Genomic DNA, 14,194 nt, shown 5'->3' with positions numbered 1-14,194 from the left:
ATCATGGGCTTTTTTACATAGGAGGATATTATGAAATTTGAAGAATTTACAGAGAAGACAGTTCTAGTGACTGGTGCAGCTTCAGGTATTGGTCAAGCACAAGCCAAAGCATTTTTAGAGAATGGAGCAAATGTCTTTGCGTTTGATATAAATGAAGGGGGTCTCTCGAAATTACAACAAGAGTATCCGTTACAGTTTGCCTATACGATTGGCAGTGTCAGTGTAAAGAATGATGTAGCACATGTGGTGAAGGAAGCATGTAAAGTATTTGGTAAAATAGACATTTTATTAAACACAGCAGGTGTACTGGACGGTTTTGCGAAAACTTTGGATACTGACGAAGCATTATGGGATAAAATCATGGATACGAATATTAAAGGTACATATTTTATGACGAATGAAATATTGCCACATATGATCGCGCGCAAGTCAGGTATCATTGTCAATATGGCATCCATTGCAGGTCTTGTAGCCGGTGGTGGCGGGGCAGCCTATACGGCATCAAAACATGCCATTATCGGTTATACAAAGCAATTGGACATGGATTACTGCCGTGAGGGAATTCGTGCGAACGCGATTGCACCGGGCGCCATTCAGACGCCGATGAACCAAGCGGATTTCGCAGGAGACGGTAAAATGGCAAAGTGGGTAGCAGAAGAAACACCTGCGGGGCGCTGGGCACAGCCGAGTGAAGTCGCGAGCTTAACTTTATACTTATCTAGTTCAGCGGCTGATTATATTCATGGGACGGTTGTTCCGATTGATGGAGGATGGACAGCAAAATAAAGCTTTTGTATTATAGGGAACTCTGGTATAATACCGAAGCAAGCAAATTCTGTTTGCACTGCGACACTTTTGATCGAGCGATAGGCTCTTTCTTCCTTTGGTCGTAGTTATTACTGGAATAGCAACTAGGCTATTTCATAAAGGAGAAAATAAAATGAGTATGTCTTATGTAAAAGATTCACCTAAGAGTAAGAGTACGGTGAATGAACTGACAAAAACAGCTCTCGTTGCAGCTTTGTATGTGGCGGTGACGTTCGTATTTGCAGTTATCAGTTTTGGCGCAATCCAACTACGTTTGTCGGAGATGTTCAATTACCTGGCTTTGTATAATAAACGATACGTGATCGGTGTCACGCTAGGTGTCATGTTCGCAAACTTTATGTCACCCACTTGGATATTGGATGTGCCGATTGGCTCTATGGCTACGTTAATCGCATTATTAATATGTCGTGCGCTGACAAAGAAAATTAAAAATGATATCGTCAAAATGGTGATCACTGCTATTGTGTTTGCATTGTCTATGTGCGCAATTGCTGCTCAATTGACGATTTTGCTTGGTTTCCCATTTTGGGCTACTTGGCTGACAGCGGGAATCGGTGAGTTATTATCTATGACAATTGGCGGAGTTATTATATATACGTTGAATAAAAAAATAGATTTGTCCAAATAAAAGAGAGCATATTCGCAGATTCTGTGAATATGCTCTTTTTCTATCTTCCTCAAAATATGCTTAATATAACTACCTTTTTCTAATGCCACAATCGTTAGTCGTGTGACTCCTACTTGTCCTGCAAGTGTTCCTTGTGTTATATCCTTTCGTGCACGCAATTCTTTTACTCGATTTTTAATCGCGTAACTCATCACCTCGTCTAGTACAGATGTATAATAAACTTTATAAAATGTTTAATCGGCTATACATTCAATTAGATAAAAAACGCAAGTGTTAAGTTGTAATCTAGATCTAGAACTAGATAAAAAAGGATGTCCCGAGAAGCAATTCCACTTTTTGAGACATCCTTTTCATATAATTATTCTGATGCTTTCCTATTCTGTTGTTGTGGATTCTTAATCAAAAGTGCCAACAATAGATATACAACCTGAAACAAGGAAAGCCGTGTTAACGCCATGGATTTGTCCAGCAGCTGTTCCGTTATCTAGATCGTATGTGATCATGACTGTAACAAGTGCGGCAGTTCCAAGAGATCCTGAAATTTGTTGGAATGTATTATCTATTGCTGTACCATGAGAAATCAAATGATTCGGTAGCTGATTTAGACCTAGTGTAGTGGAAGGCATCATAATCATCGCAATGCCCAACATTCTTACGGTGTTCAATATAGCTAAATATGTAAGTGAAATTGCTCCGACAATTAATGAAATCAAAATATTTGCATGGAGCCAGTCACACTACGTTTAAAAACATGTAATGGGGACAATATGAAGGTAATACGACCATTTCTTAAGGGGGAAGGCCAACATGAAAAAAGCTGTATTTCTAGATCGAGATGGTGTGATTAATGAAGTGTTAACGAATCGAGTGAAATTTGTGAATGAACCTAGCCAATTATATTTTTTGCCGGGAGTAGCGGAGGCGATTAAACAATTGAATCAATGGTTCGATTATATATTCGTTGTAACGAATCAAGGCGGTGTCGGTCTTGGTTACATGAAAGAATCTACATTGAAATCCATTCATGATCATATGATAGCAGAGCTTGCAAAGGAAGGTGCGGTAGTTGACGAAGTCGCTTATTGTCCGCATAAGCCGAAGTCTGGTTGTGATTGCCGCAAGCCGCACAGTAAACTAATAGAAAATCTTGCAATGAAATATGACGTAAACTTGTCCGCGTCATATATGATAGGCGATACAGATACAGACATTATTGCGGGAAAGAGAGCAGGTACTAAAACCGTCTTCCTAGGCACAACAGATCCACTAGCCGATGCAGTATATCCCGATCTGCTTCATGCGGTTCCTTGGATCATCGACGATATGGAAAAGTGAATAGTAAAGGGGGGATACTTCATCACTAGTAGATCCCGCTTCACATGTTTATTCAGTCAATTGGTAGAGTGATGAATCCCAGTATAATCTACCCAATCACTTCAAGATCCAACTGACTTTGATTGCACTAACTCCTGATACTAGTAGTAAATGCCCCAAAGATATAGACATTTGGGGCACTTCATTTTCTTGCATCATTGACTTCTTCACACATCAGCATAGATAAATTCTGTGTCAGCGTTCAAGCATTTGTTATGACCACTCTATTGAAAAGTGCTAGTGATAAAGTATTATAATATGCTATAATTGCTGAAAATGATAAAAAGGTGGTGCTAATTACTCTTGTTTTTGTACAAAGCACATAATTGATTAGAACTACTTTAGAGACAATAGAATACATGTGTACTAGTGGACGGGGGCTGCGTATGAAGAGGTTAATAGTGATTGTGATGATTTTGATATTTTTACTCATTGTACCTGTAGGATTATGGTTTTTGAAAGACAATCAACCGATGAAAGTAGCCATTATAGATAAATCAGCAGTAGAAAATTTACATACAAAACATCTTGGGGTTAGTTGGGTATTGAATTATGCAAGAGTAAAAGCTTCGCATAACAAACCATTTGATCCTGCGCGGGACTATTATGGCGGATTCACAGCAGTAGAAGGAAAGGGTATTTCAGAGTTGAATCCACTACCACAAGATTATATGGAAAAAGATATCATTTACTTGGCAAATACAGACAGTATCGATGAACGTACAGTAGAAACGAAAGATCCTGTGCTTGCAGCCTACGAGGATGATCATGGCGGACTACAAGAAGTAGAATGGCAACGAATAGTGAAAAGACTTAATTCAAAAAAGCCTTCGTTGTTTATAGCGGAGTATAATTCGTTTTCTGCCCCTACTTCAGAAAAAGTACGTACACATGTTGAAGATCGAATGGGATTAAAGTTTTCTGGTTGGAAAGGTCGTTATATGGAAGAACTTGATCCACAAAAAAATGCAGATTTGCAAAGCACTCTTTCCGAACAATTAGCAGAGTGGACATATAGTGGACCTGGTTTTCTGTTACTGAATGATATTACAGGTGAAGTTCTTGCATTGAAAAAAAATGAAGAATTTTCAAATGAAGGTATTCAGCTAACATTTACGGACATCGGTACGGAACGATTAAACGTCACGGGTTCGCATCGCTTTCATTCCTGGTTCGATATCGTTACAGCGGAGCAAGGCGAATCATTAGCGGTGTATGAGTGGAATCTTACTGGAAAAGGAAAAAAACTGTTAGATGAAAAAGGAATCCCTACTCAATTCGATGCAGTGATTCGTCACACATCCGGTGTTTCGGAGAGCATGTATTTTTCTGGCGATTTCAGCAGTGTGGAAAATGTCCCTTCTATATATCAAGTAAAAGGAATAGCAAAAATCTATGCAACGATTCAAAGATCCCCTGAGAAAACATTCTTCTGGTCAGCTTATGTACCTATGATGCAAGGGTCCCTAGCTAAGTTCGGTCAGGTGGAGGCAAAGGATGTTAAAGAATCGAAGCATGACGGAGTACAGATGACATCACGAATGAATGGAAAGTATTTGGAGGTTCTTTCAGAAGGAAAGTGGACTCCGATGATTGTGAAAGGCGTAAATATTGGAATGGGAAAACCGGGAGCATTTCCTGGAGAAGCTGCCATCACAGAAGAAGAATATTACAGATGGTTCGAAGCCATTGGCGAGATGAACGCCAATACTATACGCGTCTACACTCTTCATCCACCTGACTTTTATCACGCATTAAAAGCGTATAACGATGTACACGATACACCTATATATGTCATGCATGGTGTATGGATTAATGAAGAAAAACTGGAAGAGTCCTTGGATGCTTTTGAAAAAGAGAATTTGAAAGACTTCCAAGAAGAAATGGTCCAACTTGTCGATGTCATTCACGGAAATGTTACTGTACCGCCACGTCCTGGTCATGCATCTGGTGTGTACGATGCGGATATTTCCCAATGGGTCACAGCATGGATGATTGGAATCGAATGGTATCCATTCATGGTAGAAAACACGAATAAATTACATCCTGATTTAGGAGAATATAGCGGAAAGTATTTTGAAACAAAAGGTGCTGCTGCATTTGAATATTGGCTGGCTGAGCAAATGGATATCCTAGTCTCACATGAGGTGAGTAACTACCAGCAAATTCGACCGATGAGCTTCGTCAACTGGGTTACAACGGATATGTTGACACATCCGTCTGATTCATCTAGTCAGGAAGATCTCGTATCCGTTAATCCAAATCTACTCTACACGAAAGGCGAGATGGAGAAGGCTGGTCAATTTGCATCCTATCATGTATATCCATATTATCCGGATTTTTTGAATTACGAGAAAAAGTATCGTGAGTTTATTGATTTCAGAGGTCAGAAGAATAACTACGCTGCCTATTTAAAAGATTTACATGAAGCGCATCGAATACCGATTCTGATTTCAGAATTTGGGATTCCTGCTTCGAGAGGAAAAGCACATGAAAATCCATTTGGCTGGAACCAAGGTTTTATATCAGAAGACCAGCAAGGCGAAACATTGACACATTTATATGAAGATATATTGCATGAGAATTTAATGGGTGGACTAGTATTTTCATGGCAAGATGAATGGTTTAAACGAACGTGGAACACAGCAGAATATGATAATCCAGATCGTCGTCCTTACTGGTCTAACACACAGACAAATGAACAAAAATTCGGTCTGCTTAGCTTTGATCCATTAAAAATAAAAGTTGCGGGACATGAAGAGGAATGGACAGGAGAACCGATGTACAAGAACAAGCAAGGTACGCTTGAGAAAATGTATGTAGATCATGACGAAACCTTTTTGTACATTCGGATAGATTATGATGAATCCCAAATAGGTGCAACGGACGTCGTAAATATTCTCTTTGACACGATACCAGGACGTGGAATTACACGCGCTAGTAGAATAGAGGGTATACAATTTACTAATGAACTGGAGTTCATTGCTAAAATTAACGGTTCCAAATCACGAATGTTGATTGATCCTCATTATGATCTGTTCCACCATGATTACGGTAAAGATGTAGGATATATTCCGAAAAAAGAAATGAAAAATCGAACGAATCAATTGATTCCTATGCAGTATGCGTTAAATAAAGATTATTTTGTTGCAAATGAAAAGCGCACGATCCCTTTCAGCTTTTATGAAACGGGAAAACTTCGGGAAGGAAATGGAGACCCCGATGCGACTGATTATGACTCGTTAGCAGATTATCATATGCGTGATGGCATGCTGGAGCTACGTATTCCATGGATGTTGTTACAGGCAAAAGATCCAAGTACAAAAGAGTTTATCGAGAATTTGTTGGCGGATGGTACCAAAACAAGCATTCACATTGAGGAACTATTTATTGGAGCGGTATTAACCTCAAAAGATGGCAAAGTACTAGAGTCATTTCCTGCGCTTCATGACATGAAGTTGGATTCAATGAAAAGTTATACATGGGATAATTGGCAAGTTCCGATGTATGAAGAACGATTGAAGAAATCTTATAATTATTTGCAAGATGCATTTACAGCGGAGTGAATGTAGTTCCATATAATGAAAGGGCAGAAGTCTTTATGGAGACTTCTGTTTTTTCTCGTATAAGCAGGGTAGATTAGTAGAAGGATTGGGGTATTTTACATGAAATAGTTCTTTAACTAACCTTGCTTTATTACTTATCAAAATTACATAATATGAACTGAAAATAAATGAACGTTTCCATAGTTTTATGATATAGTATGGAATGCATTTAAAATTAAAACAGCATATTAATGGAGGAAATTATGTCGGATCTAAAGTTACCTACTAAAAGATTTAGACCCGAAATAGAAGGGGTACGGACGGTCGCAACGTTATTGATCGCCATTTATCATATATGGTTTGGTAGGGTGTCTGGTGGAATCGATGTGTTCTTCGTTATTTCAGGCTATTTGATGACGTTATCCATCATCACGCGAATAGAACGAACGGGATCAGTGAATTTTGTCGAATATTTTCTGAGTTTAACGAGAAGGCTATTACCTCAAGCTACAGTAGTGTTAATATTCACAGGAATTTTTGCAGTGATTCTTTTGCCGAAGTTCGAATGGGGAGAAATCATCAGGCATATGATAGCTTCCACGTTTTATTTTGAAAACTGGCGGTTAGCATTAGATTCTATCGACTATTTGGCGCAAGATAATTTACCTAGTCCGTTTCAACATTTTTGGTCACTCAGTGTGCAAGGTCAATTTTATCTCATCTGGCCTATTTTGCTAGCATCTATTTATTATATTGCACGAAAGCTTTTGAAAACACCTGTATATAAGACCTTACTCGGTTCGCTTATCATAGTATGTATAGGTTCACTTGCTTTTTCCGTCTATCAAACAGATGTCAACCAGCCTTTTGCATACTTCAATACATTCACGAGGATATGGGAATTTAGTATCGGTGGAATTTTTGCTTTACTATCGCCATACCTGTTTTTCAATAAAAGATGGAGTGTGATTTTAGGGTGGCTAGGCCTTGCGATTATTGGATTTACTGGATTTTTGTTCCCAGTATCTACTGTGTTTCCTGGATATTTGGCTTTGATTCCTATTAGCGGAGTAATACTTATATTAATCGCCTCTGAAAGTATAACGATATATGGTGTCAATCGATTTTTAGCGACAAAGCCTCTGATCTATCTCGGTAGTCTTACATATGGTGTGTATTTATGGCATTGGCCGTTGCTGATTTTCTATCGATCTTATATGAAAACAGAAACCGTGCCTATAGAAGATGGGATTTTACTATTGATGGCGACCTTTGTGTTATCCATAATTTCTACTAAGTTATTAGAAAAACCTGTTCAAAAAATAGATCGAAATCATAAGAAAGTGAAACTACTTGTCGTATTGTCTTCTATGTTAGTACTTGCATGTAGTTCAATATTTTCTATTTCGGCTTATATTGAAGTGGCAACCGCTAGTTCGAATATTGTCGATGTACAAGAGTACCCTGGTGCTCAATCAGAAGAGTATGATATGAAAACCGTCTCTTATACAGACCTGATCCCAGCACCTTCAGAAATCAAAACAGATCTTCCGGCATTTTACAATGATTTGGAATGCCAGTCAGCAAACCTAACTGAAGTTAGAAAATGTTCTTATGGTGTATTGAAGGACTTTGACTTCACGTTAGCGCTCGTTGGTGGTTCGCATTCAGGTCATTGGTTCCCGGCTTTAATAGAATTGGCGGAAGAAATGAATTTTAAAATCGATTTATATAGTCATGATGGTTGCCGATTTACTGACGAAGATCCTAAAGGACACTTAACGAAAGCTTGTATTCCATGGAATAGCAATTTAATTGATACGTTACTAGAAGATCCACCTGATTTGGTTTTCACAACAGCGACAGTGAATAAACATCCAAAAGTACCTCGAGGATTTATTAATCAGTGGAAAAAGCTTGAAGGCATTACTACCATTTTTGCGATACGGGATAATCCACGTATGCAAGAAATTATTCCAGTCTGCCTTGAACAGTCAGAGGATCCATTGGACTGTTCAGTACCAAGAGATCAAGCTATTGCAAAGGAAACTCCGTGGAAAGTGACAGAAGGAATTCCATCGAATGTGTTTTTTGCAGACTTAACAGACTCATTTTGTGATGAGACAACTTGTTATCCTGTTATCGGGAATATCATTGTCTATCGGGATGATAACCATATTACTGCACAATATGCAAAAACGTTAGCACCCGCATTAAAAGTACCGTTGCAGCAAGCATTTGATAGCTTAGGTAAAAACATACGCAATGATGAGTGATTGGTTTGACTTGAACGTTGTATAGTTCATTTAGATACGGGAAAGCTATCATATAGAAAGAAAACTTCAAAAAGGAGTGTATATGATGGCGAAAAACTATCCGAAACCGAATGATTCTGCTGATAACAAAGTACGACTGAAGAAGACAATCAGTAATATGGAGGCAGCAGAAGATGCGATGAAGTTTGCGGAGGGCAAGGAGTTCGAACAGATTAAGAAGAAAAATGAACGTAGGGCAGAAAGTATCGAGGATTTAAAAGAAGAAATTATTGAAGAAGACAAGTCACGGATCAATGGTTATTTATAAATAATTTGCTACGAAAAAAGGTTGGCCCTCACTTATAGAAGTGAGGGTTTTTGCTGTTGAATGAGGGATATATAAGCAAAAAAGAGGAATCAGTTCAGTACGCTGTATAGAATAGAAGGATCTAATATATTTCAAGATTTTTGTATACAAGGAGAGAATATAAAATGAAACGAATAAAAAAGATCGACGAGTGGCGGGAATTACTTGAAAAGTCAGATGAGCAACCATTTCTGTTGTTTAAATCGAGCATGACATCTATTAGTAGTTTGGCAGCTAAAAAAGAATTGGATGGACTTCGTACGGAATTGCCTATTTACATCGTTATTACACAGGTGAGTAAAAAGCTTTCAACGGCTATTGAATCAGATCTAGGTGTTCCTCACGAAATTCCACAACTATTGATTTTAAAAGATCAGCGAGCTATTTGGCAAGCCACTCATTATCAAATCAAAGAACAGATAGTATTGGATGCAATACAAGAGTATGTCTGAGATACGGAAGAATTTTGGATGAGTCTTTCCTAGGACGTATGGAAAGGTGCATGAACATTTTTATATACATGGACGATAAATAGTAGAATGGAAATCGCAAATGCACTGCCGCCACCCCACACACAAATTTGAACAAGAACATCGACAGACCGAGTGCTAGCTGTATGATGAACATACCTGTGATATATAGGACTGCTATATATCACAGGTATTCAGATTACTGTAATGGAATAGTTAGTAATAGAAAATAGTAAAGGGAGTTTCTAAAATGGGAAATGTGTTCCCGAGAATATATGACATAGCCATGAAGCCTCTAGAAGTAACTCGATTTAAAAAGGTTCGCACAGAATTAATCCGTAATGCACAAGGAAATGTATTAGAGATCGGCTCAGGTACTGGTATCAATTTTCCATATTATCGGCAGGCAAAACATGTAACAGCAATCGAACCGAATCCGGAGATAAGTCGCAGAGCTACGAGAAGAGGACGGAATGCACATGTTCCCATTACTTTATATGAGGCAAGTGCAGAATCATTACCATTTGCCGATCATACATTTGACACGGTAATCTCGACTTTAGTATTTTGTACAATACCTAATCCTCTACGCGCATTAAAAGAAATTCAACGTATTAGCAAGCCGGATGCGACTCTATTATTTTTTGAACATGTCAAACTCGAGCAGCCGGGCTTTGCTAAAGTACAAGATCTAGTAAATCCGTTATGGGAAAAGGTTTGCGATGGCTGCCAATTAAACCGGAACACTCTTTCACTAATCATCGATTCAGGTATATGCGTAGAAGAGATTGAATCACTCTATGGAGGCTTGTTTTTATCTATCAATGGAAGGAAGTTAGAGCATGAAAAAACTAGTTATACTAGCCTTGGCAACGGTTTTCCTACTCGCTGCATGTGGGAAAAATAAGGTCGATGAATCTGCCGCCAAAGAGTATATTAAGAAATCGAAAGAGGCGATCACGCTATTCAACGAAGAGAAATTTGATGAAATGCGTACAATGTTCGACGCAACGATGAAAGATGCGTTATCTGTAGAGCAATTACAAGAAGTAGCCGATATTGTAAAGGAATCCGGCGAATTCGTCACTTTTGAAAAAGAGTCTGTTACCAAAAAAGAGCAATACTTTGTTGCAACAATTGCTGCGAAATACAAAGAGGACAATAGAGTATACACTATTACATTGGATGAACAGCAACGAGTCGCAGGATTTTTCGTGAAATAAGTACAATAATTGAAGCTCTAACGGAAGTGGGTCACTTCTAGTTAGGGTTTTTCTCTTTCATGTTGCCAAGGATGAAGGGTGTAAATTATGAATTCTATTGATATTTATCAATAAGCTTTGCAATATGCATAGAATAACTTAAAACGTCTAGTGATTGTCTGGTTAAAAGAGATGGAGATTAATGAGCTAGAAAATGAGAAAGATCTGCATTACTTTCTTATACGGATCAGTTAAAAGAAGCAACAAAAGATGCGGGTTTTGTATGAAGAAAGGTACAAAGTGATCAATGTTTCAGAAGGTATGTCTACTTGGAAAGAACCAGTGGAATGATGAAGGGATAGGTGACGCAATGCTACCGTCGCTTTTGTAAATGCTTACTCTGTTGGTGGGCCTATTAATTGCGTAGGGGAAATATCATTCACAGCGGTTGCCCATTGTTGTTCATTTATTCCATAAGAGTAGGCAAAAACGTCAGTTGGTGTAGCAGTCAGAATATCGGAACCTAAGACGACCTCTGGAGTATTTGCGTTAAATATACCTTGCAGATGTGTATCATCGGTATGTGCAATTTGGTAATGCCACCATCCTTGAGGAATATTAACGACTTGACCTGCTGTAATCATATAATGTTGAAAAATTTTCGTGTCAATATTCATAATAGAAATAGTAGCAGAGCCTGAAACGCAGTAGGTCAGCTCGGAAGCATTTGGATGATAATGAGGTTCAATGATATGATCTTTACTGAGGAAGATATCCAACATCGACAAATCATCCAATGTGTTTAGTTGCTTACTGCTTAGAATATTAATAAAGTTCTTTTCATTTTTCTTAAAAAAGGGACTAATATTCAAATCCGCTGCGTAATCGGGATTATTTGAAATCATTTTCATCCGACCTTTCCTGTTTGCTGTTATATAGTATGTACGTAGGAACGTAACGTGAATTGAATTGTATACTGGTTTCCAAGTGTGATAAAGGTCAATAAAGGGTAATTGATTATAGAATGAGCAAGAATAGGTGGGGGAGATAAAGTATGGTCAAAGAATATGATTTGCTTGTGATTGGAACAGGCAGTGCAGGTTCCATTACAGCAACAAAATGTAGGAAAGAAGGCTGGAGCGTCGCAATTATCGATGATCGACCATTGGGTGGGACATGTTCTCAACGGGGGTGCGATCCGAAGAAAGTATTGGTAGAGGCTGCTGAACTGATTGATTGGAATGAACGGATGCGTGGAAAAGGAATTGAAGGAGACAGCAAAATCGATTGGCCTACATTAATGGAATTCAAACGCACATTTACTCAGTCGATACCTGAAGATACCGAAGAGAAATATGAGAAATTAGGAATTGATATGTATCATGGCAAGGCAGTCTTCCAAAGTGAAAACGAATTGAAAGTCTGCTCGGAAGTATTGAAAGGGAAATATATTTTAATTGCTTCAGGTGCAGAACCTATAAAAATGGGTATTGAAGGTGAGGAATATTTGACGCAGAGTGATGACTTCATGGAATTGAAGTCACTACCTAAAAAGATTATCTTTATAGGTGGCGGATTTATTTCCTTCGAATTTGCGCATCTTGCCGCGAGGGTGGGCTCAGAAGTGCATATTTTGCATAGAAGTGAAAACGCCCTAAAGAATTTTGATCAAGATTTAGTGAAAATGCTGATTAAACGTACGGAAGAAATGGGTGTTCATGTGCATTTGAACACACCAGTAAATGGAATTGAAAAATGTGGCCATTCATTTGTGGTCAAAGGGGAACAAGAGGATCGCCAAGTAGAATGGAAAGCGGATCTCGTTGTACATGGAGCAGGACGCACACCGGCATTGGATATTGATTTAGAAAAAGGAAATGTACAGCGTGATAAGCAAGGCGTATGTGTCAATGAATACATGCAAAGCGTAAGTAATCCACATGTATATGCAGCTGGAGATGTCGCTTCAAGTGACGCGCCTCCATTGACACCCGTCGCAACAACTGAATCACATGTTGTCGCTTCTAATCTTCTAAAAGGGAATAACAAAACGGCAGATTATCCAGTCATTCCCTCCGTTGTATACACCGTTCCTAAATTATCATCCGTTGGAATGAGCGAACAAGAGGCAAAAAACTCCGGTTTAAAAATATATGTAAAATCACAAGATATCACCGAGTGGTTCACATATAAACAGACAAATGAAGGGGCCGCTGCATTTAAAGTAATTATCGACCAAGAGAAAGACGTCGTACTTGGTGCTCATTTCTTGGGTAGTGGAGCCGATGAACTGATTAATCTATTTGCGATGGCTATTCGATTCCAAATTCCTCTTACAGAATTAAAGAAAATGCCATTCGCGTATCCAACGATAGCTTCCGATATTTCTTATATGGTGTAAAAAAATCATTGCAACTCTCTATCCTGTAAGTGGATAGAGGGTTTTTAGTTACTAGTAAAAAGGAAAGTATTCTGTACAGTACGATGAAATTGACTCTTCAAACCTCGCTACGTTAACCTGAAGAATGAGGCTGTTATAGTGTAAATAATCCGATGAAGTACATAGTAAATAGGAGGAAAAGAGACGATGATCAAGCGAGCATTAACTATCGCCGGTTCCGCAGCACGTGGGGGAGCAGGAATCCAAGCAGATTTGAAAACATTCCAAGAATTTGATGTGTTTGGCACCACAGCGGTCACAGCGATTGTTGCAAGAAATCCACGTACTGGACAAGGTATATACCCTCAGCCTTGGGAAGCGATTGAAGCGCAATTGGTGACGATAGAAGAAGATATCGGTATCGATGCCATGAAGACTGGCATGTTGTTTACAAAAGAAATTATTGTCAACGTAACGAAATGGATTCAGCAGTCTGACGTTCAAAATATTGTAGTAGATCCCGTGATGATCGGAAAGATGGGCTCTGCGTTATTGAAAGACGATGCAATGGAGGCGATGCAAAAGCAATTGATTCCTCTTGCGACAGTCATTACGCCGAATATGCCTGAAGCTTCTTACTTATTGGGCGGTATGGACTTGAGATCTGTAGGGGATTTAAAGGAAGCTGCACGTCGTTTGTTTGAATTTGGACCGAAGTTCGTATTAGTGAAAGGTGGAAGATTGGAAGGGCCGGCAGTAGATGTGCTGTATGATGGTAAACAGTTTTATCTACTTGAAGCTCCCAGAATGGACACGTTGAATACGAATGGTGCGGGTTGTAGTTACTCTGCTGCTATCGCGGCAGGCTTGGCAAAAGGACAAACGGTACAAGATGCCGTGGTGGAAGCTAAGAAGTTCATCACAGCAGGCATTCGACGTTCATTGACCTTCAAACAAGGTGTGGGGCCAATCTATCACGCGGCGTATGGTAAGTACGATGAAGTGAGCTGTAAAGTAACTATTGAGCAAGCATGAAGAAAAGATGTCTTAGAAGGAGTAACACTCCTAAGACATCCTCTTTTGCGTAACCTACTAAAAGTGAGTTCTTTATGAGGTTACTATTAGTAAGCTTGTTTATCAAACTT

Annotated in this window: 13 protein-coding genes; 11 read left to right on the top strand and 2 right to left on the bottom strand. The window is 38.9% G+C overall.

The features are described 5' to 3' along the window. The first annotated feature begins 30 nt into the window (after positions 1 to 30). The gene (locus CSV77_RS05285) at positions 31 to 786 is read left to right on the top strand and encodes a 3-oxoacyl-ACP reductase (protein ID WP_099672560.1); all 756 of its coding nucleotides are present in this window, start codon (positions 31 to 33) and stop codon (positions 784 to 786) included. A gap of 154 nt (positions 787 to 940) precedes the next feature. Then, positions 941 to 1,456, top strand: a complete 516-nt coding sequence (locus CSV77_RS05280; RefSeq protein WP_099631474.1) for a QueT transporter family protein — start codon at positions 941 to 943, stop codon at positions 1,454 to 1,456. A gap of 395 nt (positions 1,457 to 1,851) precedes the next feature. Here CSV77_RS05280 and CSV77_RS17310 read toward each other — a convergent pair whose 3' ends face one another. Continuing rightward, a complete protein-coding gene (locus CSV77_RS17310; RefSeq protein WP_144034658.1) occupies positions 1,852 to 2,169 on the bottom strand; it encodes an MFS transporter in 318 nt (105 codons plus the stop codon). 94 nt (positions 2,170 to 2,263) lie between these two features. On the opposite strand from CSV77_RS17310, the gene CSV77_RS05265 reads away from it, so the two are divergent. From CSV77_RS05265 to CSV77_RS05235, 7 genes are all read left to right on the top strand, one after another. Beyond that, positions 2,264 to 2,791, top strand: coding sequence for a D-glycero-alpha-D-manno-heptose-1,7-bisphosphate 7-phosphatase (locus tag CSV77_RS05265; protein ID WP_099672558.1), 528 nt, complete (start codon positions 2,264 to 2,266; stop codon positions 2,789 to 2,791). A gap of 425 nt (positions 2,792 to 3,216) precedes the next feature. Then, entirely contained in the window at positions 3,217 to 6,396 is a 3,180-nt protein-coding gene (locus tag CSV77_RS05260) for a hypothetical protein (protein ID WP_099672557.1), read from the top strand. Between the two features lie 242 nt (positions 6,397 to 6,638). Next, entirely contained in the window at positions 6,639 to 8,651 is a 2,013-nt protein-coding gene (locus CSV77_RS05255; RefSeq protein ID WP_099672556.1) for an acyltransferase family protein, read from the top strand. An 85-nt stretch (positions 8,652 to 8,736) separates the two neighbouring features. Continuing rightward, positions 8,737 to 8,958, top strand: coding sequence for a small, acid-soluble spore protein tlp (locus tag CSV77_RS05250; protein ID WP_099631479.1), 222 nt, complete (start codon positions 8,737 to 8,739; stop codon positions 8,956 to 8,958). A 164-nt stretch (positions 8,959 to 9,122) separates the two neighbouring features. After that, positions 9,123 to 9,449, top strand: a complete 327-nt coding sequence (locus CSV77_RS05245) for a monothiol bacilliredoxin BrxC family protein (RefSeq protein WP_099631480.1) — start codon at positions 9,123 to 9,125, stop codon at positions 9,447 to 9,449. A gap of 268 nt (positions 9,450 to 9,717) precedes the next feature. Further along, complete coding sequence (locus CSV77_RS05240) at positions 9,718 to 10,374, top strand: class I SAM-dependent methyltransferase (RefSeq protein ID WP_099672555.1); 657 nt, start codon at positions 9,718 to 9,720, stop codon at positions 10,372 to 10,374. Next, the gene (locus CSV77_RS05235) at positions 10,310 to 10,690 is read left to right on the top strand and encodes a DUF3887 domain-containing protein (protein WP_099672554.1); all 381 of its coding nucleotides are present in this window, start codon (positions 10,310 to 10,312) and stop codon (positions 10,688 to 10,690) included. Before CSV77_RS05240 ends, CSV77_RS05235 begins: the two co-directional genes overlap by 65 nt. 374 nt (positions 10,691 to 11,064) lie before the next feature. On the opposite strand, the gene CSV77_RS05230 is transcribed toward CSV77_RS05235, so the two are convergent. Continuing rightward, the gene (locus CSV77_RS05230; protein WP_099672553.1) at positions 11,065 to 11,580 is read right to left on the bottom strand and encodes a cupin domain-containing protein; all 516 of its coding nucleotides are present in this window, start codon (positions 11,578 to 11,580) and stop codon (positions 11,065 to 11,067) included. A 143-nt stretch (positions 11,581 to 11,723) separates the two neighbouring features. Here CSV77_RS05230 and CSV77_RS05225 point away from each other — a divergent pair, with 143 nt between their 5' ends. Both CSV77_RS05225 and thiD read left to right on the top strand, forming a co-directional pair. Further along, complete coding sequence (locus CSV77_RS05225) at positions 11,724 to 13,070, top strand: dihydrolipoyl dehydrogenase family protein (RefSeq protein ID WP_099672552.1); 1,347 nt, start codon at positions 11,724 to 11,726, stop codon at positions 13,068 to 13,070. Positions 13,071 to 13,256: 186 nt separating this feature from the next. Continuing rightward, complete coding sequence (thiD, locus tag CSV77_RS05220; protein WP_099672551.1) at positions 13,257 to 14,084, top strand: bifunctional hydroxymethylpyrimidine kinase/phosphomethylpyrimidine kinase; 828 nt, start codon at positions 13,257 to 13,259, stop codon at positions 14,082 to 14,084. Positions 14,085 to 14,194 lie beyond the last annotated feature (110 nt).

This window comes from Sporosarcina sp. P16b (assembly GCF_002743065.1).
Classification (GTDB): domain Bacteria; phylum Bacillota; class Bacilli; order Bacillales_A; family Planococcaceae; genus Sporosarcina.
The sequence above is the reverse complement of the archived record's forward strand: the minus strand, read 5'-3'. Positions and strand labels throughout refer to the sequence as shown.